At 72.8% G+C, this 25810-nt stretch carries 26 protein-coding genes and 1 tRNA gene; 11 read left to right on the top strand and 16 right to left on the bottom strand.

Going from position 1 to position 25810, the window contains the following annotated elements:
• Positions 1 to 34: 34 nt before the first annotated feature.
• The 3 genes from K0V08_RS08495 to galT form a co-directional block, all read right to left on the bottom strand.
• Positions 35 to 640, bottom strand: coding sequence for a gamma carbonic anhydrase family protein (locus K0V08_RS08495; RefSeq protein WP_079534943.1), 606 nt, complete (start codon positions 638 to 640; stop codon positions 35 to 37).
• Between the two features lie 73 nt (positions 641 to 713).
• Entirely contained in the window at positions 714 to 1874 is a 1161-nt protein-coding gene (gene galK / locus K0V08_RS08490; RefSeq protein WP_079534941.1) for a galactokinase, read from the bottom strand.
• Complete coding sequence (galT, locus tag K0V08_RS08485) at positions 1871 to 3013, bottom strand: galactose-1-phosphate uridylyltransferase (RefSeq protein ID WP_079534939.1); 1143 nt, start codon at positions 3011 to 3013, stop codon at positions 1871 to 1873. Before galT ends, galK begins: the two co-directional genes overlap by 4 nt.
• Before the next feature lie 92 nt (positions 3014 to 3105).
• On the opposite strand from galT, the gene K0V08_RS08480 reads away from it, so the two are divergent.
• Both K0V08_RS08480 and K0V08_RS08475 read left to right on the top strand, forming a co-directional pair.
• Positions 3106 to 3933, top strand: coding sequence for a DeoR/GlpR family DNA-binding transcription regulator (locus tag K0V08_RS08480; RefSeq protein ID WP_079534937.1), 828 nt, complete (start codon positions 3106 to 3108; stop codon positions 3931 to 3933).
• A 10-nt stretch (positions 3934 to 3943) separates the two neighbouring features.
• Positions 3944 to 4864 carry an aldose 1-epimerase family protein gene (locus K0V08_RS08475; protein WP_079534935.1) on the top strand — a complete coding sequence of 307 codons (921 nt, stop codon included), beginning with the start codon at positions 3944 to 3946 and terminating at the stop codon, positions 4862 to 4864.
• On the opposite strand, the gene K0V08_RS08470 is transcribed toward K0V08_RS08475, so the two are convergent.
• Positions 4861 to 5106, bottom strand: a complete 246-nt coding sequence (locus K0V08_RS08470) for a hypothetical protein (RefSeq protein WP_012039204.1) — start codon at positions 5104 to 5106, stop codon at positions 4861 to 4863. The genes K0V08_RS08475 and K0V08_RS08470 overlap by 4 nt on opposite strands.
• 241 nt (positions 5107 to 5347) lie before the next feature.
• Here K0V08_RS08470 and K0V08_RS08465 point away from each other — a divergent pair, with 241 nt between their 5' ends.
• Positions 5348 to 6727, top strand: coding sequence for a hypothetical protein (locus tag K0V08_RS08465; RefSeq protein ID WP_079534933.1), 1380 nt, complete (start codon positions 5348 to 5350; stop codon positions 6725 to 6727).
• A gap of 15 nt (positions 6728 to 6742) precedes the next feature.
• Here K0V08_RS08465 and K0V08_RS08460 read toward each other — a convergent pair whose 3' ends face one another.
• A complete protein-coding gene (locus K0V08_RS08460) occupies positions 6743 to 7522 on the bottom strand; it encodes an SGNH/GDSL hydrolase family protein (protein ID WP_128516990.1) in 780 nt (259 codons plus the stop codon).
• 76 nt (positions 7523 to 7598) lie between these two features.
• Positions 7599 to 8327 (bottom strand): SGNH/GDSL hydrolase family protein, encoded by a 729-nt coding sequence (locus K0V08_RS08455; RefSeq protein ID WP_227266616.1) that lies wholly within the window; start codon positions 8325 to 8327, stop codon positions 7599 to 7601.
• A gap of 151 nt (positions 8328 to 8478) precedes the next feature.
• Between K0V08_RS08455 and K0V08_RS08450 the strand changes: the two genes are divergently transcribed.
• A complete protein-coding gene (locus K0V08_RS08450; RefSeq protein ID WP_079534926.1) occupies positions 8479 to 9519 on the top strand; it encodes an acyltransferase family protein in 1041 nt (346 codons plus the stop codon).
• 45 nt (positions 9520 to 9564) lie between these two features.
• Here K0V08_RS08450 and K0V08_RS08445 read toward each other — a convergent pair.
• Positions 9565 to 9637, bottom strand: a tRNA-Lys gene (locus K0V08_RS08445).
• Between the two features lie 99 nt (positions 9638 to 9736).
• On the opposite strand from K0V08_RS08445, the gene K0V08_RS08440 reads away from it, so the two are divergent.
• The 3 genes from K0V08_RS08440 (at position 9737) to K0V08_RS08430 (ending at position 12387) form a co-directional block, all read left to right on the top strand.
• The gene (locus K0V08_RS08440; protein WP_079534924.1) at positions 9737 to 10369 is read left to right on the top strand and encodes a DNA-directed RNA polymerase subunit beta; all 633 of its coding nucleotides are present in this window, start codon (positions 9737 to 9739) and stop codon (positions 10367 to 10369) included.
• A gap of 555 nt (positions 10370 to 10924) precedes the next feature.
• Positions 10925 to 11527: a sigma-70 family RNA polymerase sigma factor gene (locus K0V08_RS08435; RefSeq protein ID WP_043561031.1), complete on the top strand. Its 603-nt coding sequence runs from the start codon at positions 10925 to 10927 to the stop codon at positions 11525 to 11527.
• Positions 11524 to 12387: an anti-sigma factor gene (locus tag K0V08_RS08430; protein ID WP_079534923.1), complete on the top strand. Its 864-nt coding sequence runs from the start codon at positions 11524 to 11526 to the stop codon at positions 12385 to 12387. Before K0V08_RS08435 ends, K0V08_RS08430 begins: the two co-directional genes overlap by 4 nt.
• A gap of 81 nt (positions 12388 to 12468) precedes the next feature.
• Here K0V08_RS08430 and pstB read toward each other — a convergent pair whose 3' ends face one another.
• The 8 genes from pstB to K0V08_RS08390 all read right to left on the bottom strand — a co-directional run bounded on the left by pstB (position 12469) and on the right by K0V08_RS08390 (position 21648).
• Positions 12469 to 13248: a phosphate ABC transporter ATP-binding protein PstB gene (gene pstB, locus K0V08_RS08425; RefSeq protein ID WP_012298002.1), complete on the bottom strand. Its 780-nt coding sequence runs from the start codon at positions 13246 to 13248 to the stop codon at positions 12469 to 12471.
• A 43-nt stretch (positions 13249 to 13291) separates the two neighbouring features.
• Entirely contained in the window at positions 13292 to 14392 is a 1101-nt protein-coding gene (gene pstA, locus K0V08_RS08420) for a phosphate ABC transporter permease PstA (RefSeq protein ID WP_079534921.1), read from the bottom strand.
• Positions 14392 to 15402, bottom strand: coding sequence for a phosphate ABC transporter permease subunit PstC (gene pstC, locus K0V08_RS08415; protein ID WP_012039195.1), 1011 nt, complete (start codon positions 15400 to 15402; stop codon positions 14392 to 14394). Before pstC ends, pstA begins: the two co-directional genes overlap by 1 nt.
• Before the next feature lie 107 nt (positions 15403 to 15509).
• The gene (locus tag K0V08_RS08410; protein ID WP_012039194.1) at positions 15510 to 16607 is read right to left on the bottom strand and encodes a phosphate ABC transporter substrate-binding protein PstS; all 1098 of its coding nucleotides are present in this window, start codon (positions 16605 to 16607) and stop codon (positions 15510 to 15512) included.
• A gap of 199 nt (positions 16608 to 16806) precedes the next feature.
• Positions 16807 to 17757, bottom strand: coding sequence for an NUDIX hydrolase (locus K0V08_RS08405; RefSeq protein WP_050976322.1), 951 nt, complete (start codon positions 17755 to 17757; stop codon positions 16807 to 16809).
• 32 nt (positions 17758 to 17789) lie between these two features.
• Complete coding sequence (locus K0V08_RS08400; RefSeq protein ID WP_079534919.1) at positions 17790 to 19973, bottom strand: RNA degradosome polyphosphate kinase; 2184 nt, start codon at positions 19971 to 19973, stop codon at positions 17790 to 17792.
• 93 nt (positions 19974 to 20066) lie between these two features.
• Entirely contained in the window at positions 20067 to 20987 is a 921-nt protein-coding gene (gene mshD / locus K0V08_RS08395; RefSeq protein ID WP_079534917.1) for a mycothiol synthase, read from the bottom strand.
• Positions 20950 to 21648 (bottom strand): response regulator transcription factor, encoded by a 699-nt coding sequence (locus tag K0V08_RS08390; RefSeq protein WP_079534915.1) that lies wholly within the window; start codon positions 21646 to 21648, stop codon positions 20950 to 20952. The genes mshD and K0V08_RS08390 overlap by 38 nt, the downstream gene beginning before the upstream one ends.
• A gap of 53 nt (positions 21649 to 21701) precedes the next feature.
• Between K0V08_RS08390 and K0V08_RS08385 the strand changes: the two genes are divergently transcribed.
• From K0V08_RS08385 to K0V08_RS08370, 4 genes are all read left to right on the top strand, one after another.
• Positions 21702 to 21968 carry a hypothetical protein gene (locus K0V08_RS08385; protein ID WP_012039189.1) on the top strand — a complete coding sequence of 89 codons (267 nt, stop codon included), beginning with the start codon at positions 21702 to 21704 and terminating at the stop codon, positions 21966 to 21968.
• 171 nt (positions 21969 to 22139) lie between these two features.
• Entirely contained in the window at positions 22140 to 22739 is a 600-nt protein-coding gene (locus K0V08_RS08380) for a heme-binding beta-barrel domain-containing protein (protein ID WP_079534913.1), read from the top strand.
• Positions 22729 to 23883, top strand: a complete 1155-nt coding sequence (gene ygfZ, locus K0V08_RS08375; protein ID WP_079534911.1) for a CAF17-like 4Fe-4S cluster assembly/insertion protein YgfZ — start codon at positions 22729 to 22731, stop codon at positions 23881 to 23883. Before K0V08_RS08380 ends, ygfZ begins: the two co-directional genes overlap by 11 nt.
• A complete protein-coding gene (locus K0V08_RS08370; RefSeq protein WP_079534909.1) occupies positions 23867 to 24988 on the top strand; it encodes an FUSC family protein in 1122 nt (373 codons plus the stop codon). The genes ygfZ and K0V08_RS08370 overlap by 17 nt, the downstream gene beginning before the upstream one ends.
• Here K0V08_RS08370 and K0V08_RS08365 read toward each other — a convergent pair.
• A complete protein-coding gene (locus K0V08_RS08365) occupies positions 24985 to 25797 on the bottom strand; it encodes a class I SAM-dependent methyltransferase (protein WP_079534907.1) in 813 nt (270 codons plus the stop codon). The two genes, K0V08_RS08370 and K0V08_RS08365, sit on opposite strands and share 4 nt — an antisense overlap.
• Positions 25798 to 25810 lie beyond the last annotated feature (13 nt).

Genomic DNA, 25810 nt, shown 5'->3' with positions numbered 1-25810 from the left:
AGCGTGCGGCGGTGATGCAGGAGGGGACGGCCGGTCAGGCCGTCCCCTCCTCGCGTGCGGGCCCCGTCGCCTCGACGCGCTCGGCGCCCAGGAGCACGGCCGGCGTGGGGATCGCGCCCGCGTGCAACCGGGCGTTCTCCACGTAGTGGTCGGCGTTCGCCCGGAGCCCCGCGACCTCCTCGTCGGTGAGCTCGCGCCGCACCTTGCCGGGCACGCCGGCGACGAGCGAGCGCGGCGGGATCACCTGACCCTCGAGCACGACGGTGCCGCCGGCGAGGAGCGACTCCCGGCCGACGACGGCGCCGTTCATCACCGTGGCGGACATGCCCACGATGCAGTCGTCCTCGATCGTGCAGCCGTGCAGCACCGCGTTGTGGCCGACGCTCACGCCCGTGCCGACCGTGAGCGGGAAGCCCGCGTCGACGTGGCAGCTGACGTTGTCCTGGAGGTTGGAGCGCGCGCCGATCCGGATGTCCGCCGCCTCCGCGCGCAGCACGGCGTTGAACCACACGCTGGATCCCGCGGCGAGCGTCACGCGCCCGACGACGCGCGCGCCCGCCGCCACGAGGACGTCGGGCGCGATGTCGGGCGCGGGCGATCCGGGGAGCGCGCGGACGGTGGCCTGGGGATCGACGGTCATGCCGCCAGGGTAGGCCGCGCGGTCAGGCGGACGGGCGCATCCGCGTGCCGCAGAGCCTAGGGGGGGCCTGCCCCTACTGCTCCGCCTTCGCCCCGTCCGACGGCGTGACCGTGAAGACGGTCGGCCCCGTGTAGCCGTGCTCCGCGAACGCGCCGTCGATGGCGACCTGCAGGCGCGACAGCGAGTCGACGTCGATGAGCGCGATGGCGGATCCGCCGAAGCCCCCGCCCGTCATGCGCGCGCCGATCGCGCCCTCGTTCTGCGCGACCTCGACCGCGAGGTCGAGCTCCGGGACGCTGATCTCGAAGTCGTCGCGCATGGACCGGTGGCTCGCGTCGAGCAGCTCGCCGATGGCGCGCGGGCCCTCCTCGCGCAGCGCGCGCACGGTGTCGAGCACGCGCTGGTTCTCGGTGACGATGTGGCGCACGCGGCGGAACGTCTCGTCGTCGAGCACCTCGCGGGCGCGGACCAGGTCGTCGACCGCGAGGTCGCGCAGCGACGCGACGCCCATCAGGCGCGCGCCCTGCTCGCACGACTCGCGGCGCGCGCGGTAGCCGCCGTCGGCGTGCGCGTGGGCGACGTGGGTGTCGATCACGGCGATGGTGAGGCCGGCCGCCTCGAGCCCGAGCGGGATGACCTCGGCGTCGAGCGAGCGGCAGTCCAGGAACACGCCCGCGTCCTGCTGGCCGAGGAGGCTCGCGGACTGGTCCATGATCCCGGTCGGCGCGCCCACGATCTCGTTCTCGGCGAGCTGCCCCACCGCCGCGAGGGTCGGCCGGTCGAGGCCCAGGCGCCAGATGTCGTCGAGCGCGAGCGCGATGGATCCCTCGAGCGCGGCCGACGACGACAGCCCCGCGCCCACGGGCACGTCGCTGTCGATGAACACGTCGAAGCCGGGGACGGCCGCGAGGTCGGCCCCGCGCTGGCCGAGCGCCCAGGCGACGCCGAGCGGGTAGGCCTGCCAGCCGTCGATGCGCTCGCCGGTGAGGTCGGCGAGGCGCGCCTCCACGACCTCGTCGGAGAAGGAGCTGGCGAGGCGGATCCGGTCGTCGTCCCGCGGCGCGAGCGCGATGACCGTGCGGCGGTCGATCGCGAACGGGAACACGAAGCCCTCGTTGTAGTCGGTGTGCTCGCCGATGAGGTTCACTCGCCCGGGCGAGGACCACACGCCGTGCGGCTCGCGCTCGAAGCGGGCGCGGAATCCCTCGCGCACGTCGTCTCGGATGTCGGTCATGCGTCCTCCACTGCCTTCCGGATCATCTCGGCCGCCTTCTCCGGCGGCACGTCGCCGATCCAGGCGCCCATGGCCGCCTCGGATCCGGCAAGGAACTTGAGCTTGTCGGCCGCGCGGCGCGGCGACGTGATCTGCAGCATCAGCCGGATCTCGTCGCGGTGCGCGTCCACCGGCGCCTGGTGCCAGGCGGAGATGTACGGCGTCGGGGTGTCGTAGAGCCGGTCCATCCCCTGGAGCAGCTCCAGGTACATCGTCGCGAGCTCGTCGCGCTCGGCCTCCGTCGTCTCGGCGAGGTCGGGCACGTGGCGGTGGGGCAGCAGGTGGATCTCCACGGGCCAGCGCGCCGCGAACGGCACGAACGCCGTGAAGTGCTCGCCGCGCAGCACGACGCGCTCGGACGCCTGCTCTGTCTCGAGGATCCGCTGGAACAGCCCCGGCCCGAACCGCTCGATCGACTCGACGAGCCGGCGCGTGCGCGGCGTGATGTAGGGGTACGAGTAGATCTGCCCGTGCGGATGGTGCAGCGTCACGCCGATGGCCTCGCCGCGGTTCTCGAACGGGAACACCTGGCGGATGCCGGGCATCGCCGAGAGGGCGCGGGTGCGCTCGGCCCACGCCTCCACGACGGTGCGGGCGCGCGACGGCGTGAGGCCGCTGAACGAGCCGGTGTGCGCGGGGCTGAAGCAGACGACCTCGCAGCGGCCGACCGAGGTGCGGGTGCGCTCCAGGCCGATCGCGGTGAGGTCGTCGTCGTCGACGGGCGCGTCCACCCCCGCGGTGTCGGCGAGCGCGGGCCCGAAGGACGGCGACTTGTTCTCGAAGACCGCGACGTCGTACATGCTCGGGATCTCGGACGGGTTGCTCGGGGTCGCCGGGGCGAGGGGATCCAGCTCGGCCGGCGGCAGGTGCGCGCGGTTCTGGCGCGCGGCCGCGATGGAGACCCACTCGCCCGTGAGCACGTCCTGCCGCATCGTCGCGGTGGGCGGGCGGGGTGCGGCGGGCCGGGCGTCGGCGGCGCGCTCGGGCGGGAGGGTCGTGTCGGCGTCGTCGAAGTAGACGAGCTCGCGGCCGTCGGACAGCAGCGTGCGGCGCTGCGTGATCCCGGACGGCGACGTCGTGACGGTCTGGTCGGCATGCATGATCCCTCGATCCTACGGGCTCGCGGGCGTCGGATCTGCGCTCGCGAAACCCTCGGCTTGCGTTCTTGCAAGCGGTGGGCGAGGCTCGCGGCATGGCCGACGACACCGCATCCGTCCCCGCGGCGACCCGCCGGTCGCGCATCCTCGAGCGGCTCGCCGACCGCGGCTTCGCGACGGTCGCCGAGCTCGCGGCCGACGCGGGCGTCTCCGCCGTCACCATCCGCGCCGACCTCGACGCGCTGGCTGACTCCGCCGCCGTCCAGCGCGTGCACGGCGGCGCCGTCCTCCGCTCCGGCCTCGGCGCGCGCGAGCAGAGCCTCGAGGTGACGCTCGAGTCGGCCGCCGACGCCAAGCGCGCCATCGGCCGCGCCGCCGCCGACCTCGTGGAGAGCGGCCAGAGCGTGCTGCTCGACGTCGGCAGCACGACCCTCCAGGTGGCCCGCGCGCTCGTGGCGCGCGAGGACCTCGTCGACGTCACGGTCATCACGAACGGGCTGACCCTGGCACTGGAGCTCGAGCGGGCGATGCCGCGCTTCACCGTGGTCGTCACCGGCGGCACGCTCCGGGCGCTGCAGCACAGCCTCGTGGATCCGCTCGCCACCGTCGTGCTCGACCGCCTCCACCCCGACGTCGCGTTCATCGGCTGCAACGGGATCGACGTCGACCGCGGCGTCACCAACGTCAACCTGCCCGAGGCCGAGGTGAAGCGCCGGATGGTCGCCGCGAGCGCGCGCACCGTGGTCGTCGCCGACGGGGCCAAGCTCGGGCGCACGCACCTCGGGTCCGTCGCGCCGCTCGACCTCGTCGACACGCTGCTCACGGACGCCGACGCCGACCCGCACGAGGTCCGCCGGCTGCGCGACGCCGGCCTGCGCGTCGTCGCCGCGGCGGGCCGGCCGTCCGCGGCCGCGCGGCCGTAACGTGGATCCCATGAGACCCGTCACCGGAGAGCAGCACCACCTCGTCCACGCCGGCCCGTCGGGCGAGCTCCGCGCCACCGTCGTGCAGCTCGCCGCCGCGATCCGCGGCCTCACCCTCGACGGCGTCGACCTCGTCGAGCCCTACGGCGACGTCGTCGTCGCCCCCATGGGCGCCGGCATGGTCCTCGTGCCGTGGCCGAACCGGATCCGCGGCGCCCGCTACGACCTCGACGGGAAGGCCCAGGCGCTCGACGTCTCCGAGCCGTCGCTCGGCAACGCGTCGCACGGGCTCCTCCGCAACACGGGCTACGCGGCGTCCGACCGCGGCGACGACCGCGTGACCCTCTCCGCCACCGTCTTCCCGCAGCACGGCTACCCGTTCCTCCTCGACACCTCCGTCACCTACCGGCTCACGGACGACGGGCTCGTCGTCACGCACCGGATCCGCAACGACTCCGCAGCAGCTGCCCCCGTCGCGGTCGGCGCGCACCCGTACCTCGCGATCGGCGGCGTCCCCTCCGCGGAGCTCACGCTCACGGTCCGCGCCGACACGTGGTCCGAGGTCGACGACGCGCTGATCCCCGTCGCCGACCACCCGGTCGACGGCGCCGCCGAGGACCTCCGCACCGGACGCGTCGTCGGCGACCTCGACCTCAACACCGGCTACGGCGACGTCCACGTGGAGGACGGCACGAGCCGCCACGGCCTCACCGCGCCCGACGGCCGCGGCGTCGAGCTCTGGGCCGACGCGTCCTTCGGCTTCCTGCAGGTCTACACGCCGCGCGAGTTCCCGACCCACGGGCGCCAGGCCGTCGCGATCGAGCCGATGACCGCGCCCGCTGACGCCTTCAACTCCGGCGTCGGCGTGCGCCGCCTCGCGCCCGGCGAGGAGTGGATCCTCAGCTGGGGGATCCGCGCGACGGGCTTCTAGCCCTCGTCCTCCTGCGCCCACTGCAGCGCGACCCGCTGCGTGTAGAGCTCCAGCGCGATCCGGTTCTCCTCGGGCTCGCGCAGCCCGTCGATGTAGGCGAGCAGCCGTCCGACGACGCCCGAGAGGTACTGCACTCCGCGGTCGTCGTGCTCCTCGAGCGCGGACTTCAGCAGGTCGTAGCGCTCGCTCGTCTCCTCGGCGGTCAGCATCGCGATCACGAGTTCGTCGGCCTGCATGCTCATGCGCCCAGCATCGCATCGGCTCCGCCGTGGCCGTCGCGCGGCAGGCGACGGGATCCCCATGCGCACGCGGATCCGGGCCCCGTGGAGACGGCGATCGCGCCTCCCCGAACTGGGGGTACGCTCCGGGCGGCAGCAGGCCGCACCCTTGCCCTATCCAGCGTGGGGCGTCCGGTGCTCGGGGGAGCGGATCGACGCGACCCGACCGCGCCCGTCAGCACGGCCCACCCGGAAGGCTCCCCCTGTGTCCCAGTCACGCGCGCACGCGCACGCGCCCACCACCGACCCACCTGCCCAGGCTCTCGCCCAGGACGCGCCGGCGCCCGCCGAGAGGCCGCCGCTCCTCGGCCGCCGCGCCGTCTTCCTCGCCGCCGTCGGCGCGACAGCAGGTGCGGCATCCGTCGCCGTGCCCGCCGCGGCGCCGGCCGCCTCGGCCGCCGCCGTCGTGGGCGACCAGTCGCGCGTCTACTACCCGGAGCAGTTCGGCTTCGTGCCGTCGGCCGCCGATCACACCAAGGCCATGGCCGCGTTCTTCGCGGCGCTGCAGAAGACCGGCGGCCGGGGGATCCTGCCGCCGTGCGAGATCCGCGTCACGTCGACCGGGATCGACTACTCGGGCTCCGCGTGGCCGAAGCAGCCCCTCTCGGGCGCGCCGTACGGGTACCCGGCCATCTCGATCGAGGGCTACGGGCGGCGCGTCACGACCATCCGGCAGATCGCAGGATCCACGGGCGACGTCTTCAAGGTGCAGGGCAAGACCGGCGCCGACGCCGGTCCCGCGGCGAACAACAAGGCCACGGTCTCGCTCACCGGCTTCAGCATCACCGGAACGCGCACGGGCCGCCACGGGCTGTACCTGCGCTCGCTGCTGCACTGCCGGATCACCGACATCGAGCTGAACTCCACCGGCGGCGCCGGGGTCTTCTTCGCGCGCGCGGCCTTCACCGCGGCCAGCGACGAGTACTCCTACGCGAACGTCATCGAGGGCCTGCGCGTCATCACCGCGGGCACCTGGGGCGTGGACTGCGACGGGGTCAACGCCATCGACATCGTGATGCGCGACACCGAGATCGTGAACTGCGCGGCGGGCGGGATCCGCATCGCCCCCACCAACGCGCGCTTCGAGAACACGCGCGTCATCGGCTGCGGCGCCGGCAACAAGGCGGCCCGCGGCTTCCTCGCGATCCCCACGAGCAACGCGTCGTCCATGGTCTCCGAGCTCGGCATCAACGGCATGCGCCTCGAGGGCAACTCGGGTGCGGGCGGATATCAGCTGGAGATCGGGGCGGGCGTCGGCGCCACCGTCGTCGGCTACAACATCGTGACCGGCGGCGACCTCGGCGCCCACGGCATCGGCGTGGGCATCGTCGACCAGGGCGGGCGGCTCGCCCAGGACACGTTCGTCGGCCGCGGCACCATGTTCATGACCCCGAGCAAGTACCCGTCGCAGCGCGTCGTCGTGGTGGGCGCGTTCGCGCGCGACACCCGCGTCGAGCGCCCGTCCCTCCCCAACAACCCCGACACGCCCTTCGCCTCGATCGTCACGGACCGCGGCGTCCGCAGCGTCGACGGCTTCGGCCGCCCGCTCACCGATCCGGGGACGGGCTCGGCGCCGGCGGCCTGACGGTCGGGCGCGGCGTCAGCCGGCGAGCGACGTGAGCGACATCTGCATCCCGGCCGCGATGACCTCGTGCCCGGTGGCGCTGGGGTGCCACTCGTCCTCCGTGCGGAGGTCGGGACGGTCGACGGGCAGCCAGGTCTCCGGACCCGTGGCGTCGATCACGTGGGCCTTCCCGAGCGCGGGTCCCGTGTACGCGGACGCGAGCTTCTCGTAGCTCTGCACGCCCGTCATCGGCGTGATGATCACGGTCTGGGCGTCGGGCCAGCGCTCGGCGATGTCGGCGAGGATCCGGGTCACGCCGCTGCGCACCGCGGACTCGCCCGGCTTGATGTCGTTGACGCTGCCCTGGAGGACCACGAGGTCCGGCGTGAAGTCGTCGCCCATCGCGGCCAGGCGATCCGGGTACGCCGGCTGGTCGGACGTGGCGGCGAACCCGGTGCCGGCCGCCGCGTTCAGGCGCACGTCGGTCCAGCCCTCGAGGTCGGCGAGGAGCGCGGGGTAGGCGGGTCGCCCCGACGTCTCGATGCCGTGGCCGAGGATGAAGGAGTCGCCGAACATGAGGACCGCGGGATCCTCGGGGAGCTCCAGCGGCGCCACGGGTGCGATCGTGTTGCCGGGCCCGGAGACGAAGCCGGACTCCGCGACGGCGCCCGCGTTCTCGACGGGTTCCGCGCCGCTGCCGACCGCGGCGATCACCAGGCCGACGGAGCAGGCCGCGGCCACCGCACCCGCCGACCAGCCGGTGATCCGCCACGCCGATCGCGACCGCACGCGCTCCCCGGATCCGTATTTCCCCACCCGTGAACCCTAAGCGCGCCGCCCTCTCGACGGGGGCCGCGCGGGCCCCCCGTTCGGGTCCGTCCTGCGCGGGCGATCAGTCCTCGAGCGCGGCGATGACGGCGGGCAGCTGCTCCCGTGCGGCCTTCGCCATGAGATCGGATTCGGCGGCGTTGGCATGGCGTCGATCGCCCGTGAGCCCGTCCGCCCACGACCCGTCCGTGTCCGCGACCGCCGAGTAGACGTCGAGCAGCGGGATGCCCTCGGCTGTCGCGGCGTCGCGGATCGCCGTGTTGAGCGCCACGACCGCTGCCGGCACCTCGTCGGACGGCGGCACCAGGGCGGCGACGGGCTCGGCACCGCGGTCGCGGACTCCCTGCCACAGGTCGGCGATCCCGTCGGCGGCCTGCGCGGGCGTGCGGCCGGAGAGGAGGTCGTTCGTGCCGACCTGCACCACCACCGCGCCGCCGGTCGCGGTCGCCTGGTCGAGCAGCGGCACCAGCGACGTCGACGCCGCCCCGGGCTGCGATGCCGTCGTCCCGAGGTAGATGCCGGGGAACGTGCCGGTCGCGACCGTCTGGCGCCACCACGAACCCGTGTTGTAGGCGTGGGAGTCGCTCAGCACCGACATGCGCAGCGGGTCGCCGTCCGCATCCGTCGTCGCGGGCGTCTCCGGGAGGGCGGCCACCTGGCCCGCGCTGGCCGGCCGATCCATCCGCGCCTCGTCGAGGGCGAGCGACGACAGCGCGAACGTCGCCACCGCCGTCACGCCGACCCCGGCCAGTGCCCATGTCCTGCTCGACCAGCGGCGTCGCGTCTTCTTCACGGATCGACGACATCCAATGGTGAGGGAGCAAAGCGTTCGTGGACGTTCCGCGGATGCACGACGAAGCGGGGCACTGGGATCACCACTGATCCGCCTGCCGTCGCCGCCCTCCGACACGAGCCGGACACATCGACCCGATACGGTGCCGAGCATGTCTGGGGGAGACGGAACGACGATCACCGCTGCGCGCGCGGACTGGGTGGATGCGGCCAGGGCGATGGCCATCCTGCTGGTGGCGCTCTTCCATGCGGGCCTCCTGCTGATGCAGGAGGACCTCGCCTCACCTGTCTGGGCGACCATCAACAGCGCGTTCGTCACCTTCCGGATGCCGATCTTCTTCCTCGCGTCGGGGCTCCTCGCGGGATCCGCCGTGCGCCGCTCCTGGCCGGAGCTCTGGAACTCCCGCATCGCGATCCTCGTGTGGGCGCTCGCGATCTGGTCGGTGCTGCGATTCCTCTACTTCTCTGTGGTGCCGCTCGACTCGCGTCCGCACGAGGGCGACCCGCGGGCGCTGCTGCTCGCGTTCGTGTTCCCGGCGACGGGCCTCTGGTTCCTGCACGCGCTCGCCGTGTTCCTCGTCGTGGCCAAGATGGCGTACGGGCGGGTGCCGCCGTGGATCCAGCTGGGCGTCGCCGCCGTCCTCTCCGCCCTCTTCCTCAGCGTGCTGCGCATCGGCAGCCTCAGCTGGGACGGCATGGCGAAGTACCTCGTCTTCTTCCTCATCGGGCTGCACGCCAAGGACCTGGTGTTCCGCGTCGCGTCCCGGCCGCGGCCCATCGCGGCCGCGGCCGCCCTGGTCGCGTTCGGCGCGGCGGGGGTCGCCGTCGAGCTGACCGGCATCAGCGGTGTCCCCGGCGTGCTGCTCGTCGTCTCGTGCCTCGCGATGGCGGTCGGCGTGCTCTGGGCGGCCCTGCTCGCGCGCACGCGGCTCGTGCGACCGCTGCGCTTCCTCGGCCGGAACACGCTGCCGATCTACGTGGCGCACGTCCTCGTGATCGCCGCGGCCTGCGCCGTGCTCGACGCCGTGGGCTTCGAGGCGTCCGGCGCCGTGCCGTACCTGCTGCCCCTGGTGGTCAGCGTCGTCGCGATCGCGGCGTCCCTTGCCCTGCACGCGGTGGCGATGCGCACGCCGCTCCGGTTCCTCTACCGCACGCCGCCGTTCCTCGTGCTGGACCGGGGCGGTCGGGGCTGATCCCGCAGGGCGCCGACGTGCCGGACGTCCGTTGATCCGTGCCGGTGGGCCCCGTCGGGCTCGAACCGACGACCCAGGGATTAAAAGTCCCTTGCTCTACCAACTGAGCTAGAGGCCCGCGCCCCCGATGCTACGGGATGGGCGGTGGCCGCCTCGGAAGCGGGGTGACGTCGCGCGAGGCCGTCCGGGAGGATCCGTCCGGCGTACGCTTGCCGGGATGTCCGGCGAATACCACAAGCCCACCAAGTTCTCCGGGGCCAAGTTCGAGAGCATGCTCGGCGGCGACGACCCCGCCACGATCAGCCGCGTCGCCCACGAGACCGCGTCGGCCCTGCTGGCGCGCGTGCGGGCGGATCCGGACCCGGCGGTCGTCGAGCGCCTCATCGCGTACACCGACGAGCACGGCATCGACGCGGTCGCCGAGCTGTGGTCACGCGCCAGCCCGCGCAGCCTGCCGGGCGCCCTCTGGCGGCTCTACCTCATGCGCGCGCTCATCCGGCAGGATCCCGACGGCATCAGCCTCCTCTACCAGCGCGGCGCCGAGGTGGCCACGACCATCGACCCGGTCGTCGCCGGCGCCACCGCTCCGACCGGTCCGGCGGAGATCGTCGAGCTCGCCGACAGCATCCTCCGCGGCCTCTTCATGGGCGACTTCGCGGTGGCCCTCGACCGCGCGGGCGCGTTCAGCCGGCTGGCCGCCCTCGGCGCGACGAGCGTCGCGGACGACCTCGACGCGACGGCGTCGCCGGAGCGCGCGGGGGATCTCACCACGCGCGCCCTGCAACTCTCGCAGATGGCCGCCGACCTCGTGCAGTGCGCCCGGCTCTGGCGGAGCGAGCGGCTCGACTGACCCGTCGCGGCCGCGGATCCGCCCGTTCGCTGTGAGCGCGACCCCCGGGACGACAGCCCGCGCCGACTCGGTTACAGTGGTTCCTGGTCGGGCCGCAGTACTCCCGGGTACCAATATTCGCCGCTCCGAGCGGCCTCGCGCCGAGAGGCGTCCTGCGGCCCGGCTCCTCATCTCCCTTCCCCTCCTCCGCTGAGGGACGGCCCCCGCGCGAGCGGCCGAGATCCCCGCGTCCGCACCGCCGGATCCCCACGGCCTGTGACCAATCCGTGACGCGACTCGCGCCGAAGAGTCATCGTGAGGCGCTCACCCGCCTCGCATCCGTCACCCGCGAGGGTGCGACCCGCATCGGTCGGGTCCTGCCCGCGTGGCAGGCCGCCCGGCCATCCCAGATGTCCCGCACCGCGGGATCCCGGCTGGTGCGGGGCACCGCATGCCCGCGGATCGGCTCCCCACCATCCGCACCACGACCGGAAAGCACCACATGACCTCCCCGCAGCACCACCCAGGCCAGGCGGGCCCCGCCCTGCCTGCATGCGGTTCGCTCGCGGGTCTGAGATGCTGGGGCTCGTGCCTTCATCGATCGAGCGTCCCGACCTACCCGGGCCGGCGGACCCCGAGTCGAAGGAGTCGCTCCTCGGCCGCGTCGCCCAGGGCGACCGGCGTGCGTTCTCGGAGCTCTACGACCAGCTCGCTCCTCGCGTCCTCGGACTCGTCCGCCGACTCCTCGTCGACCACGCGCAGTCGGAGGAGGTCACGCAGGAGATCTTCCTGGAGATCTGGCAGTCCGCTTCCCGCTTCGACCCCGCCAAGGGCGCAGCGACCACGTGGGTCCTCACCATGGCCCACCGCCGCGCGGTCGACCGCGTGCGTGCCTCCCAGTCCAGCCGCGATCGCGATGTCCGCATCGGCATCCGCGACCACGAGAACGGCTACGACCAGGTCTCCGAGACCGTCGAGATCAGCATCGAGCACGAGAGGGTGAAGAAGGCCATGACGAAGCTCACCGAGATCCAGCGCCAGGCCGTCTCCCTCGCGTACTACGGCGGCTACAGCCACAGCGAGGTCGCGTCGATGCTCGACGTGCCCATCGGCACCGTGAAGACACGTCTGCGCGACGGCATGATCCGCCTGCGCGACGAGATGGGGGTCGCATCATGACCACCGACGACGACATCCGCACGCTCACCGCGGCGTACGCGCTCGGCGCGGTCGACGCCGAGGAGGCCGCCGAGTTCGAGGCCCTCCTCGAGCGCGACCCCGTCCTGCGCGCCGAGGTCGAGGAGCTGCGGGCGACCGCGGCCGACCTGGCCTGGACCGCCGAGCCGGTGGATCCCTCGCCTCGCCTCAAGGTCGACATCATGGCCATGCTCGACGCCACCCCGCAGCTGCCGCCGCTCGTCGCGCCGAGCGCGGCGACGGACGACGACCGCAGCCCCGCGCCCGTCACCGAGCTGCGTTCCGCCACCTCCGGAGGAGCCGTCACCGGTGCTCCCGCGACGTCCTCCTCCCCGTCGCGCGAGCGCCTCGGATCCGCATCCGCCCGGGCCTCCGAGCGCTGGTTCCGCAAGCCGGGCGCCCTCATCGGCGTCGCCGCGGCAGCCGTCGTGCTCGTCGTGGGCGGCGTGGTCGTCGGCACGAACATGGGCGGTCCCGGCACCTCGCAGGCGCCGGTCGCCTCCGCCTACGAGCAGGTCACCACGGCGTCCGACGTCGTCATCGACAAGCGCGACGTCGTCGGCGGCGGCACGGCCACGGTCTACTTCTCCGCATCAGAGGCCAAGACGGCCGTCGTCCTGAACGACGCGTCGCCGCTGCCCGAGGGCCGCGTGCTCCAGATGTGGTACGTCGGCGCATCCGGTGCCGTCTCCGCCGGCGTCATGCCGGCCGCGGACGGGGCGGGTCACGCCGTGCTCGACGGCAGCTACACCCCCGGCGACACCGTGGCCATCACGGTCGAGCCCGAGGGCGGATCCGAGCAGCCCACCACCGAGCCCATCGTGGCGGTCACCAGCACCTGATCGGCGCTGCACAGCCCGTGCAGAGGCAAGGCCCCCGCATCCTGGGGATGCGGGGGCCTTTCGTCGTCCGAGGAGTCGGGATCAGCCGAAGCGGCCGCTCACGTAGTCTTCGGTGGCCTGCACGCTGGGCTTGGAGAACATCGTGGTGGTGTCGTCGTACTCGATGAGCTTGCCGGGCTTGCCGGTGCCGGCGATGTTGAAGAAGGCCGTGCGGTCGGAGACGCGGCTGGCCTGCTGCATGTTGTGGGTCACGATGACGATCGTGTACTGCGCCTTGAGCTCCTCGATGAGGTCCTCGATGGCGAGCGTGGAGATCGGGTCGAGGGCGGAGCACGGCTCGTCCATCAGCACCACGTCGGGCTGCACCGCGATGGCGCGCGCGATGCAGAGGCGCTGCTGCTGGCCACCCGAGAGGCCGGATCCGGGGAGGGCCAGGCGGTCCTTCACCTCGTTCCAGAGGTTGGCGCCCTGCAGGGACTGCTCGACGAGCGCGTCCGCGTCCGACTTGGAGATCTTGCGGTTGTTGAGCTTGACGCCCGCGAGCACGTTGTCGCGGATCGACATGGTGGGGAACGGGTTCGGCCGCTGGAAGACCATGCCGACCTGGCGGCGCACGAGCACCGGGTCGACGCCGGGGCCGTAGAGGTCGTTGCCGTCGACCAGCACCTCGCCCTCCACGTACGCGCCGGGGATCACCTCGTGCATGCGGTTGAGCGTGCGGAGGAAGGTCGACTTGCCGCAGCCGGACGGGCCGATGAACGCGGTGACGGTGCGCGGCTCGATCCGCAGGTTGACGTCCTCGACCGCCTTGAACTTGCCGTAGTAGACGTTCAGGTCGTTGACTTCGATGCTCTTGGACAAAGGTGTTCCTACCGATCGGGTGAGTGGGCCGGGGGAGCGGGCGCTAGCGGCCGAGCTTGGGGGCGAAGATGCGGGCGATGAGGCGGGCGATGACGTTCAGCACCATGACGATGAGGATCAGCACGAGCGCGCCGGTCCACGCGCGGTCCACGTAGGCGAACGCGTCGCTGCCCTGGTCGGCGTACTGCCGGAACACGAACACCGGCAGGGTCATCATCTGGTCCTTGAAGGGGTTGTAGTTCATGCTCTGCGTGAACCCGGCGACGATGAGGAGCGGTGCGGTCTCGCCGATGACGCGGGCGATCGCGAGCATCACGCCCGTGACGATGCCGGCGAGCGACGTGGGCAGCACGATCTTCACGATCGTCAGCCACTTCGGCACGCCGAGCGCGTAGGACGCCTCGCGGAGCTCGTTCGGCACCAGCTTGAGCATCTCCTCGGCGCTGCGCACGACCACGGGGATCATCAGCACCGAGAGCGCCAGCGCGCCGCCGAAGCCCAGGCGGACGCCCGGACCGAGGAATATCACGAGCAGCGCGTATGCGAAGAGGCCCGCGACGATCGACGGGATGCCCGTCATGACGTCGACGAAGAACGTGATGGCACGGGCCAGGCGGCCGCGGCCGTACTCGACGAGGTAGATGGCCGCCATCAGGCCTACGGGGATGGAGATCACCGCGGCGATGGCCGTGACGATCAGCGTGCCGATGATGGCGTGGAGACCGCCACCGCCCTCGCCCACCACGTTGCGGAGGCTCGAGGTGAAGAACAGCGGGTCGAAGCGGTTGGAGCCGTTGGTGACCGCCGTGAACACGAGCGAGATGAGCGGGATGAGCGCGAGCACGAACGCGACCGTGACGAGGATCGTGATGACCCGGTCCTTCGCCTTCCGCTCGCCCTCCACGGCGAGGGAGAAGCAGAACAGCGCGACGCCGAACAGGATCGTGCCGAAGACCGCGGTGCCGACGATGTTGAAGCTGTCCGCGGCGCCTGAGAGCTCGAGCACCAGGAACACGGCCGCCATGACGAGCCAGGACACGACGAAGATCGCCGGGGCCGTGAACCGGTGCAGCTTGCCGGCGGTGAGGGAGTTGGGGAGGGTGCTCGCCACGGGACGCGTGCGGGAGGGTGCGGTCGTCGCCATTAGTTCGCTCCGGAGAAGGCCTTGCGGCGGCTGATGATGTAGCGGGCCAGCATGTTCACGGCCAGCGTGATGACGAAGAGCATGAGGCCGGATGCGATGAGCTCGTTGATCTTGAGGCCGTACGCCTCGGGGAAGCTCAGCGCGATGTTCGCGGCGATGGTGTTCGAGTTCGTGGACTGGAACCACGCGAAGTTCACGACCGCGGCGGGGGAGAGGACGATCGCGACCGCCATCGTCTCGCCGAGGGCGCGGCCGAGGCCGAGCATGGAGGCAGAGATGATGCCGGGGCGGCCGAACGGCAGGACGGCGGTCTGGATCATCTCCCAGCGGGTCGCGCCGAGGGCCAGCGCCGCCTCCTCGTGCAGCTTCGGGGTCTGCAGGAAGACCTCGCGGCAGAGCGCGGTCACGATCGGCAGGATCATGACGGCGAGGACCACCGCGACCGTGAAGATCGTGCGGCCGGTGCCCGAGACGGGGCCGGCGAAGAGCGGGAACCAGCCGAACGTGTCGGTGAGGAACTCGTAGAACGGCTGCAGGAACTTCGCCAGCACCGCGATGCCCCAGAGGCCGAACACCACGGAGGGGACGGCCGCGAGCAGGTCGATGATGTAGCCGAGGCCCTGCGCGAGGCGGCGGGGCGCGTAGTGCGAGATGAAGAGCGCGATGCCGATGGCGACGGGGACGGCCATGAGCATGGCGAGCGCCGCGGCGTAGACGGTGCCGAACATGAGCGGCCCGACGTAGGCCCAGAAGCCGCTGCCGCCGGAGACCTCGGCAGGAGGCGCGGTGAGGGCGGGGATGCTCTGCACGATGAGGAACAGCGCGACGGCCGCGAGGATCACGAGGATCAGCGTGCCGGACCCCCGGGAGAGGCCGGAGAAGACGCGGTCGCCCACGCGGGCCTTGGGCTTCGCGTCCTGGGAGCTGCGGGGAGCTGCGGTGGCGGCGGCGACGTCGCGCGGCCGATCGGACTCGGGAGCCTCGGGAGGCTGCGGGGCGGCGGTCGTCATGGGTCGGGATCCCTTGGGTCGAGACGGTGGGGCTGGGGGCGGCGTGGCCGCCCGTGGGAGCGCCCCCTGACCCGCGCGGGCGCGGATCAGGGGGCGGACAGCTGGTGCTACTTGATCGACTCGACCGCGGTCTTGACCTGAGCGGAGACCGTGTCGGAGAGCGGCGCGGCGCCGGCCTTCTCGGCGGCGAGCTGCTGGCCCTCGCTGCTGGTCACGTAGCCGAGGTAGGCCTTGACGAGCTCGCCGACGGCCGGGTCCTTGTACTCCTGGCAGGCGATGAGGTAGCTGACGAGGACGATCGGGTAGACACCCGACTCGGTGGTGGAGTAGTCGATGTCGAAGACGACGTCGTTCGCCTCGCGGCCCTCGGCCTCGGGCGAGGCCTCGACGACGGCGGCTGCGGCCTCCGGCGAGTAGCCGACGAACTCGTCGCCGACCTTGATCTTCGCGACGCCGAGGGTGCCGGCCTTGGACGCGTCGGCGTAGCCGATGATGTTGCTGCCGCCCTTGACGGCGTCGACCACGCCGGTCGTGCCCTGGGCCGCCTCGCCGCCCTGGTAGGGCCAGACGCCCTTGGGCTCCGCGTCCCAGACCGTCTTGGCCGTGGTGTTGAGGTACTTCGCGAAGTTCTCGGTGGTGCCCGAGTCGTCCGAGCGGTGCACGGCGGTGATGCCCGCGTCGGGCAGCGTGGCGTCGGGGTTGAGCGCGACGATGGCCGGGTCGTTCCACTTCGTGATGGTGCCCTTGAAGATGCCGGCCGTGGTGGCGGCGTCGAGGTGCAGCTCCTTCACGCCGTCGACCTGGAAGATCAGCGCGATGGGGGAGATGTAGGCGGGGAGGTCGATCGGCTTGACGCCGTCGGCGCACTGGCCGAACGTGCCCGTGAGCTCGTCGGTCTTGAGCGCGCGGTCGGAGCCGGCGAAGGCGGCGTTCTGACCGCCGGCCATGAACGCCTCGCGCCCGGCGCCGGAACCCTCGCCGGCGTAGGTGACGGTGACGTCGGGGTTCGCGATCTGGAACGCGGCGTTCCAGGCCTCCTGGGCTGCGCCCTGGGAGGTGGCACCGATGCCGTTCAGCGTGCCGGACAGGGTGGACGCCGAGGCGTCGCCCCCCTCGGCGGGCGCCTCGTTGGAGGCGCAGGAGGAGAGTGCGAGGGCGGTGACGGCGGCGAGCGCTGCTGCGCTGCCGAGACGCGAGATCTTCACGTGATGGAGCCTTCCGGGTATTTCTTGCTGTGAGGAGGCAGGTGCATGCCCCTCGACGAAGCTATGTCGGGCTCTTGACCGGTTCGGCCGATATCGGTGAACGGGAGGTGAACAGACCGCGTGGATCGGCACGGGCTCGGGCGTACGGGCGCACAGTTGTCGGTCGGGCGGAATCGGGCTTCGAGACGCCCGGGCGCCGTCAGACGGACGGCCCGTACGTCTCCACCGCGAGGATCCCCGCCTCCGGGTCCGACGCCGACAGGTGCACCACCGAGAACTCGGCGGGTGACAGCATCCCCGCCCGCGGCATGCGGCTGGCGCGGGGCGTCTCGGTGGCGAGGGCGATCTCGTGCAGGATCTCCGGGAGGACCGGGCTGTGGCTGCAGAGCACGGCGCTGCGGGCCTTGCGCACGCGCTTCGCGACGGTCTCCCGCACGGATCCGCCGTAGGTCTCGTACGCGTCCTGGCTGATGCCCGCGTCCTCCTTCACCCGACGGCCGAGGGCCTCCGCGAGGGGTGCCACCGTCTGCATGCAGCGCTCGGCGGTGCTGCTCGTGACGACCCGCGGCCCGAAGGCGAGGAGCGTCGGCACGATCGTGCGGACCTCGTCGCGTCCGCGCGCGCTGAGCGGCCGGGAGGCGTCGGCCCCGTCCCACTCGTACGGCTGCACGGCGTGGCCGTGGCGCAGCGCGATGAGGGCGAACGAGCGGTGCGAGCCCGTCTCCACGAGCCCGGCGAAGAGGTCGAGGATCTGCACCTCGCCGGGGTAGTCGAGGCGCTTGCGGGCGTTGGGGATGGAGACCCACTCGACGCTCTCGACCTCGTCGTCCGGCTCGAAGCGGCCCGCCTCGACCATGGCGTCCGTGGCCTCGGCGGCCCAGTAGCTCACCGACTTGCGGCGACCGCCGGAGATGCCGTACTCGATGGCGCCGAGCGGCACGCCGAGCGCGACCCGGAGGCCGGTCTCCTCGTGCACCTCGCGGACGGCGGTCTGCGGGAGCGTCTCGCCGGGATCCACCTTGCCCTTCGGCAGGGAGGTGTCGCGGCGTCGCGTGCGGTGGATGATGAGCACCCGGATCCGGCCGTCGACCACGCGCCAGACGACGGCGCCCGCGGCGAAGACGGAGGGGACAGGGGGCACGTCCCCCACGCTAGCGGGGCCGGGGCTCCGCGGAGCCCCGCTCAGCGGAGCACGCGCCGCTTGCGCTTGGACACGATGCCCATCACCGCGGTCTGCAGGTCCTCCAGCGTGGTGCCGTCCGCGCCCTTGTTGCGGCGCGTCCACTCCCCGGCGGAGTCGAGGATCCAGGCGGAGGTGGTGTCGGCCATGGCGCGGTCGAACAGGTCCTCGATCTCCTGCAGGTGCGCGGGATCCACGAGCCGCACGAGCGCCTCGACGCGGCGGTCGAGGTTGCGGTGCATCATGTCGGCGCTGCCGATGTAGGTGGCCTGGTCGCCGTCGTTGACGAACGAGAAGACGCGGCTGTGCTCGAGGTAGCGCCCGAGGATCGACCGCACCTCGATGTTCTCGCTGAGCCCCGGCTGCCCCGGCGTGAGCGAGCAGATGCCGCGCACCCAGACCTGCACGGGCACGCCCGCGTTGCTGGCCCGGTAGAGCGCGTCGATGATCTTCTCGTCGACGATGGAGTTGACCTTGATGCGGATGCCGCTCGGCTTGCCGTCGAGCGCGTTCTGCGTCTCCACGGCGATGCGCTTGAGCAGGCCCTTCCGCAGGTGCAGCGGCGCGACCAGCAGGCGCTTGAACTTCTTCTCGATGCCGTAGCCGGAGAGCTCGTTGAACAGGCGCGTCAGGTCCTTGCCCACCACGTCGTCCGCCGTGAGGAGCCCGAGGTCCTCGTAGATGCGGCTCGTCTTGGGGTTGTAGTTGCCCGTCCCGATGTGGCTGTAGTGCCGGAGCACCCCGCCCTTCTCCTGGCGGATGACGAGCGCGAGCTTGCAGTGGGTCTTGAGGCCCGCGACGCCGTACACCACGTGCACGCCGGCCTTCTCGAGCTTGCGGGCCCACGTGATGTTGGCCTGCTCGTCGAACCGGGCCTTGATCTCCACCAGCGCGAGCACCTGCTTGCCCGCCTCGGCCGCGTCGATGAGCGCCTCGACGATGGGGCTGTCGCCGCTCGTGCGGTACAGCGTCTGCTTGATGGCGAGCACGTGCGGATCCGCGGCGGCCTGCTCGAGGAACGCCTGCACGCTCGTGGTGAACGACTCGTAGGGGTGGTGCAGCAGGATGTCCTGCTGCGCGATGGAGCGGAAGATGTCGGCCCGCGAGTTGTCCTCGGCGGGCTTCAGCGCGACGGCCGTGGTGGGCACGTTGTTCGGGTAGTGCAGCGCCGGGGGGTCGAGCTTGGCGAGGTCGAACAGGCCGCCGAGGTCGAGCGGGGACGGGAGCGTGAACACCTCCTGCTCGGTGATGTCGAGCTCGCGCATGAGGAGGTCGAGCGTGACCGCGTCCATGTCGTCCGAGATCTCGAGGCGGATGGGCGGGCCGAACCGGCGGCGCAGCAGCTCCTTCTCGAGGGCCTGGATGAGGTTCTCGGTCTCGTCCTCCTCGATCTGCACGTCCTCGTTGCGCGTGACGCGGAAGACGTGGTGCTCGACGATCTCCATGCCGGGGAACAGCGTCTCGAGCTGGTTCGCGATGAGGTCCTCGAGTGCGATGAAGTCGATGGGGCCCGAGCGCGTGTCCGGCGTGAGCGGCATGAAGCGCGGCAGCATCTGCGGCACCTTGATGCGCGCGAACTCCTGGCGGTTCGTCTTCGGGTTGCGGATGCGCACCGAGAGGTTGAGCGACAGGCCGGAGATGTAGGGGAACGGGTGCGCGGGATCCACCGCCAGCGGCATGAGCACGGGGAAGACCTGCTCGGAGAACAGCTCGTGCAGGCGGTCCTGCTGCGCCTCGTCGAGCGAGTCCCAGCGCACGATGCGGATGCCGTGCTCCTCGAGGGCCGGCCGGACGCTGTCGTTGAAGGCGGCCGCGTGACGGACCTGCAGGCGGTAGGCGGTCTCGTTGATGGCGGAGAGCACCTCGGCGGGGGTGCGGCCGATGTTCGTGGGGACGGCGAGGCCCGTGGCGATGCGGCGCTTGAGGCCGGCGACGCGGACCATGAAGAACTCGTCGAGGTTGCTGGCGAAGATGGCGAGGAAGTTGGCGCGCTCGAGGACGGGCAGCTCGGGGTCCTCCGCCAGCTCGAGGACGCGGCGGTTGAACGCCAGCCAGCTCAGCTCGCGGTCGAGGAAGCGGCCCTCGGGGAGGGTCCCGTCGTCCTCGAGGAGCTCGTCCTCGTCATCGAAGTCGTCCAGGGATTCGGCGACCGCCTTCGCATCGCCGATGTACGTCTCGCTGTCCATCCGCCCATCATGGCATCGTGGTGTGCGCTCCGCCCTCCGGCAGGTGAACGCAGGGTGAACCGCATCAGGGTAGCGCCGGGGGAGGCGCGGGGATCAGGCGCGGCGGTACTGGACGTCGACCGCGGCGTCGCGGAACGCGGCCCGTCGGTAGAGCGCGAGGGCGGGCGCGTTGTCGGCCTCGACGTAGAGGTCCACCTCGTCGAGGCCGCGCGCGGCGAGCAGGTCGAGGCCCGCGGCGAGGAGCGCTGATCCGAGCCCGCGGGCCGCGCGGTCGGGATCCACGCCGAGCACGTACACCTCCGCCTGTCCGCCCTCCACCTTGAGCCAGTGGAAGCCGGCCAGCCGGCCGTCGGCGTCGCGGGCGAGGAGCAGGAGGGCCGGGTCGAACCACGGCTCGGCGACGCGGTCGTCGAGGTCGCCGCGGGTCATGCGGCCCTGCTCGGGGTGGCTCGCGAAGGCCCGCGCGTTGAGCGCGACCCAGTCGTCGGCGTCGTCGGCGGTGAAGGAGGAGAGCGCGAGGCCGGCGGGCATCGGGCGCTCGCCGAGGCCCGTGCGCGCCTCGGCGACCGACGCGCGCAGCTGCAGGAGCTCGCGGGCCCGGTCGAGTCCGGTCGCGGCGGCGAGGGCGCGCGCGCCCGGGTGGTCGCCGTGCGCCCAGACGGAGACGGGGGATCCCGCGGCCTCCGCGAGCACGGCGTCGAGGAGCGCGCGGCCGACGCCGCGGCGGCGGCGAGCCGGATCCACGACGATCTCGGCCTCGATCCCGCCGTCTCCGCGCGCAGCCACGGCCGCGCCGATCGGGCGGCCGTCCGTCCCCTGGACCACGAGGAGGGCGGGGCCGTCCTCCGTGCCGAGCGTGAGGCGGGTCTGCTCGTTGAACGGGGCGACGCCGTCGTCCGCGCGGGCGCGGTCGCCGAGCTCGAGGATCCCGCGGACGACGTCGGGGGTGGGCTCGACGCGGGCGACGCGGGAGGCGTCAGGCGCCGGGATCGGTGGGGGCGGGAACGCGCTCACTGTCCTCCTCGTACACGTTGAAGCGGTAGCCGACGTTGCGCACCGTGCCGATGAGCGACTCGAGGTCGCCGAGCTTCGCCCGCAGGCGCCGCACGTGCACGTCGACCGTACGCGTGCCGCCGAAGTAGTCGTAGCCCCACACCTCGCTGAGCAGCTGCTCGCGCGTGAAGACCCGCGACGGGTGGCTCGCGAAGAAGCGGAGCAGCTCGAACTCCTTGAAGGTGAGGTCGAGCGGCTTGCCGTGCACCTTGGCGGAGTAGCTCGCCTCGTCGATGACGACCCCGGACGCCTGGATCTTGCTGCCCGTGTGCTCGAGCGCCGCGCGGCCGATGACGAGGCGCACGCGCGCGTCCACCTCGGCGGGGCCGGCGGAGTCGAGGATCACGTCGGTCGCGCCCCAGTCGGCGCTGACCGCCGTGAGCCCGCCCTCGGTGAGCACGAGGATGAGCGGCGTGCCGCCGCCCGTGGTGGTGAGGATCTTGCAGAGCGACTTCGCGCTGGCGAGGTCGCGTCGGGCGTCGACCAGGACGAGATCGGCCGCGGGGGCGTTCACCAGGCTCGCCGCATCCGCCTGGATGTGCCGCGTCCGGTGGCTGAGGAGCCCGAGCGCCGGGAGCACGTCGGTGTCCGCGGACGAGGTCAGGATCAACAGCTGGGCCACAGGGATCCTCCATGGATGAATTCCCCCCATGATACGTGGGGCAGGATTGCGGGGTGACCTCCCCCCTGCGCAGCCTCGTCCCCGTCTGGCTGGCCGCCGCCGTCGGCGCGGTCGTGGTGGCGATGGCCGTCGGCCCCGACGCGGCCCCGCGATGGTTCCCGCTCGTGCTCGCCACGTGCGTCATCGGGACCTTCGTGATCCAGCTGGCGCTGCCCCGCAAGACCGGCTTCGTCGACCGCGCCGTCGGCAGCGTCGTGGGAGCCGTGCTCGTGCTCGCCGCGGCCACCGTCGTCGTGCTCCTCGTGCCCGTCGCCGCCTAGACCGACCGGTCGGATCCGGCCACCCGTGGGGTAGATTGGGGCCATGTCGTCGCTGCTTGCTCTGGAACTCTTCTTCACCGGACTGCTGGTCCTGGCGAGCCTCTCCATCGGCTGGGTCTCGCTCGTCGTGGTCTACAACCTCTTCCGCGGCCAGCGCTGACCGCGCGCCGCATGATCGAGATCCCGACCGGCCTCCCCGCCGAGCTCGTCCCGCTGTCCTGGCTCCTCGGCGTCTGGGAGGGCACGGGCGTCGTCGAGTACGCGGTCGGGGACGACGTCGTCCGCCGCGAGTTCGGCCAGCGCATCAGCTTCAGCCACGACGGGCTGCCGCATCTCAACTACTCCTCGTACGCGTGGGTCGAGGGTGACGACGGGCCCGTGCCCTTCGTCACGGAGACCGGCTACTGGCGGCTGCGACGCCGCGTCACCGACGGCGACCCGGGTCCGGCGATGCTGCCGCCCACCGGCGAGCGCCCGTTCACGACGGCCGAGGAGGTCGAGACGCTCCGCAACGCGGACGGCGGGTTCGACGTCGAGGTCGCGCTCGTGCATCCGGGCGGGGTCAGCGAGCTCTACGTCGGCCAGGTGAAGAGCGCGCGCATCGACCTCGCGACCGACGCCGTGCTCCGCACCGAGGGTGCCAAGGCCTACACGGGCGCCACCCGGCTCTACGGCCTCGTCGAGCGCGACCTGCTCTGGGCGTGGGACATCGCGGCGCTCGGCCAGCCGCTGCGCACGCACGCCTCCGGGCGGGTGTCGCATGTCGACTGACCCCGGTCCCGTCGTCGCCCGCTCGCCCTTCCTCGACCTGCCCGGCACCGTCGCCGCGGACGGTCCGGATGCGGGCGTGCCCGCGCACCTCGGATCCCTGGTCGCGGAGCAGCGCGCGCTCGCCGCGGGCACCGCGATCGTCGACCTCTCGCACCGGGCCGTGCTCTCCATCACGGGCGAGGACCGGCTGACCTGGCTCGACTCCATCACCAGCCAGTCGTTGCGCGGCCTCGCGCCCGGCGACTCCGCGGAGACCCTCTTCCTCGACCAGAACGGCCGCCTCGAGCACGCGGTCGGCGTGCTCGACGACGGCGTCACCACGTGGCTCCTGCTCGGCGCCGGCGACGCGGCGTCGCTGCTCGCGTACCTGCAGCGGATGCGCTTCATGCTCCGGGTCGAGCCCGCCGATCGCACGGCTGAGCTGGCCGTCATCGGCACGCTCGGCGAGCCCGACCTCCCCGTCGCGGCGCCCGCCGGCGTGCCGCTCGTGTGGCGCGACCCGTGGGCCCACGTCGTCCCCGGCGGCCACCAGTACGCGGCGGCCGCGTCGCACCCGGGCGAGGGCTGGACCTGGAGCGAGCGCCTCGTGCCGCGGTCGGCGCTGCCGGCCGTCGTCGCGCGGGCCGTGTCCGGCGAGCTGCCCGTCGCGGGCGTGCTCGCCGCCGAGGCCCTGCGCATCGCCGCGTGGCGCCCGCGCTTCGCCACCGAGGTCGACGACCGCACCATCCCGCACGAGCTCGATTGGCTGCGCAGCGCCGTGCACCTCAGCAAGGGCTGCTACCGCGGGCAGGAGACGGTCGCCAAGGTGCACAACCTGGGCCGGCCGCCGCGCCGCCTCGTGCTGCTGCAGCTCGACGGATCCGACGCGGTGCTGCCGGGGGCCGGATCCGAGGTGCGGCTCCCCGCCGCCGCCGACGGCACCCCGGGCGAGGTCGTCGGGGCCGTCACCTCGAGCGCGCTGCACCACGAGCTCGGCCCGGTCGCGCTCGCGGTCGTGCGCCGCAACGTGGATCCCGGCCTCCAGCTCGAGGTCGTCGCCGACGACGTGCGGGTCCAGGCCATGCAGGACGCGATCGTGCCCACCGACGCCGGCCGCTCGGCCGACGTCCCCCGCCTGCCGCGGCTCGGTGCGGTCCGCCGCTGAGCGCGCGCGGGAGCGGTCGGCCCGTGCCGCCCGCACCCTGAGGCACCGGGCGGATCCGCGCGCCGCGCTCCTGCGCCTCTGGGGATCCGCGCCCGCCGCCCTGCAGATCGCCGTCGCGGCGACGGGCGGCTGGGCCTTCGCGCACCACGTCCTCGGCCACGACACCCCGCTGCTCGCGACGACCGTCACGATCACGAGCCTCGGCTTCGTCCGCGACGCGCGGCCGGTCCGGGTGCTCGAGACGGCGATCGGCATGACCGTCGGGATCACGCTCAGCGAGGTGCTCCTGCTCGGCATCGGACGCGGTGCCTGGCAGCTGTTCGTCATCATCCTGGCCACGCTGCTGGTGGCGCGGCTGCTGTCGTCGAACGCCGCGTTCGCCGTCGCCGCCGGCGTGCAGGCCGTGCTCGTCGCGCTGCTGCCCGCGCCGCCGGGCGGGGTGTTCGTCCGCAGCGTCGACGGGCTCGTGGGCGGCGCGGTGGCGCTGCTGGCGACGGCGCTCATCCCGCGGGATCCCAGGCGCCAAGCCCTGCGCGAGGCCCGCCGCGTCTTCTCCGAGTGCTCCTACGCGCTCACGTCGCTCGTCACGGCGCTGCGGCTCGGCGACGCGACCGCCGCCGACCGCGCGCTCGACCGCCTCCGCCGCACCCAGCCGCTCATCGACGCGTGGAGCGCGGCGGCCGACTCGGCCCTCTCCATCGCGCGCATCTCGCCGTTCCTGCGCCGCCACCTGCCGGAGCTGCGCGCCCAGCGCCGCGTGCTCGACGGCATGGACCTGGCGGTGCGGAACCTGCGCGTGATCTCGCGGCGCATCGACTTCCTCGTGGTCGACCGCGTGCGCCGCCCGGTGCTCGCGGAGTTGCTCGCCACCGTCTCCAACGGCGTGAACCTCCTCGGCCAGAGCCTGTCGGATCCGTCGGCCGCGCCCCTCGCCCAGCAGAACCTCGTGCTCGTGGCCGTGCGGCTGGATCCGCGCGAGCTCATCCCCGGCGCCCCCGTGGGCGAGGTGATGCTCGTGATGCTGCTGCGGCCGCTCCTCGTCGACCTGCAGGTGGCCGCCGGCGTCGACGCCGCGACCGCGCGACAGGCGCTGCCCGAGGTCTAGGCGGGCGCGACCGCCGACCACGGCACGGTCAGCTCGCCCAGCCGCCACCGGGCGCGCCCGCCCTCGACGGGGACGCCCGCGTCGCGCATCCGCCGCACCGTGCCCAGCCACTGCTGCCGGGGGCCGTACACGCCGAGCGGGGCGCTGAGGATCCAGCTGCGGTCGAGGAGGGCGAGCACCGCGTGCACGCGCTCGCCCGGGACGTTGCGGTGGATGAGCGCCTTCGGCAGCCGCTCGGCCACGATCGACGGCAGCTCCAGCCCTGCCAGGCGGAGCGAGATCGTGAGGCTGCGCGGCCCGTCCTCGCGCACGTCGATCCAGCTCGCGACCCGGCCGATCTCGTCGCAGGTGCCCTCCACCACGGACCCGCCGGGCGCCAGCCGCGCCGCCATGCGCGCCCAGGCGGCCGGCACCTCCGCCTCGTCGTACTGCCGCAGCACGTTGAACGCGCGGATCACCGTGGCGCGCTCGCCCCCGGGCAACGGCACCTCGAACCCGCCGCGCACGAAGGAGATCCGCTCCCGGGCCGACGCGTCGGGCCACGCCGCGAGCTGCTCCCGGGCGCGCGCCACGCGCCCCGGCTCGATCTCGATCCCCACGACGCGCACGTCCGGCCGCGTCGCGCGCAGCCGCCGGTGCATCTCGAGCGCGGTGATCCCGCTCGCGCCGTAGCCGAGGTCCACGACGAGCGGCGCGGGAGCGGTGCGCAGGGAGCCGAGGGTCGCGATCCACCTGTCGACACGCCGGAGGCGGTTCGTGTTGGTCGTCCCGCGGGTCACGGAGCCGACGGGGGAGGCGGCGCCCGGCATGGGATCAGTCTCC

This window comes from Clavibacter michiganensis (assembly GCF_021216655.1).
Lineage (GTDB): Bacteria > Actinomycetota > Actinomycetes > Actinomycetales > Microbacteriaceae > Clavibacter > Clavibacter michiganensis.
The sequence above is the reverse complement of the archived record's forward strand: the minus strand, read 5'-3'. Positions and strand labels throughout refer to the sequence as shown.

What these genes read in the sequence shown, in the direction of transcription:
- K0V08_RS08435 (WP_043561031.1), top strand. Translation starts at nt 10,925, where the DNA reads ATGCTGGGGCTCGTGCCTTCATCGATCGAGCGTCCCGACCTACCCGGG.
- K0V08_RS08430 (WP_079534923.1), top strand. Translation starts at nt 11,524, where the DNA reads ATGACCACCGACGACGACATCCGCACGCTCACCGCGGCGTACGCGCTC.
- galK (WP_079534941.1), bottom strand. Translation starts at nt 1,874, where the DNA reads ATGACCGACATCCGAGACGACGTGCGCGAGGGATTCCGCGCCCGCTTC.
- ygfZ (WP_079534911.1), top strand. Translation starts at nt 22,729, where the DNA reads ATGTCGACTGACCCCGGTCCCGTCGTCGCCCGCTCGCCCTTCCTCGAC.
- K0V08_RS08480 (WP_079534937.1), top strand. Translation starts at nt 3,106, where the DNA reads ATGGCCGACGACACCGCATCCGTCCCCGCGGCGACCCGCCGGTCGCGC.
- K0V08_RS08400 (WP_079534919.1), bottom strand. Translation starts at nt 19,973, where the DNA reads ATGGACAGCGAGACGTACATCGGCGATGCGAAGGCGGTCGCCGAATCC.
- K0V08_RS08475 (WP_079534935.1), top strand. Translation starts at nt 3,944, where the DNA reads ATGAGACCCGTCACCGGAGAGCAGCACCACCTCGTCCACGCCGGCCCG.
- pstC (WP_012039195.1), bottom strand. Translation starts at nt 15,402, where the DNA reads ATGACGACCGCCGCCCCGCAGCCTCCCGAGGCTCCCGAGTCCGATCGG.
- pstA (WP_079534921.1), bottom strand. Translation starts at nt 14,392, where the DNA reads ATGGCGACGACCGCACCCTCCCGCACGCGTCCCGTGGCGAGCACCCTC.
- K0V08_RS08470 (WP_012039204.1), bottom strand. Translation starts at nt 5,106, where the DNA reads ATGAGCATGCAGGCCGACGAACTCGTGATCGCGATGCTGACCGCCGAG.
- K0V08_RS08440 (WP_079534924.1), top strand. Translation starts at nt 9,737, where the DNA reads ATGTCCGGCGAATACCACAAGCCCACCAAGTTCTCCGGGGCCAAGTTC.
- K0V08_RS08450 (WP_079534926.1), top strand. Translation starts at nt 8,479, where the DNA reads ATGTCTGGGGGAGACGGAACGACGATCACCGCTGCGCGCGCGGACTGG.
- K0V08_RS08365 (WP_079534907.1), bottom strand. Translation starts at nt 25,797, where the DNA reads ATGCCGGGCGCCGCCTCCCCCGTCGGCTCCGTGACCCGCGGGACGACC.
- galT (WP_079534939.1), bottom strand. Translation starts at nt 3,013, where the DNA reads ATGCATGCCGACCAGACCGTCACGACGTCGCCGTCCGGGATCACGCAG.
- K0V08_RS08495 (WP_079534943.1), bottom strand. Translation starts at nt 640, where the DNA reads ATGACCGTCGATCCCCAGGCCACCGTCCGCGCGCTCCCCGGATCGCCC.
- K0V08_RS08380 (WP_079534913.1), top strand. Translation starts at nt 22,140, where the DNA reads ATGATCGAGATCCCGACCGGCCTCCCCGCCGAGCTCGTCCCGCTGTCC.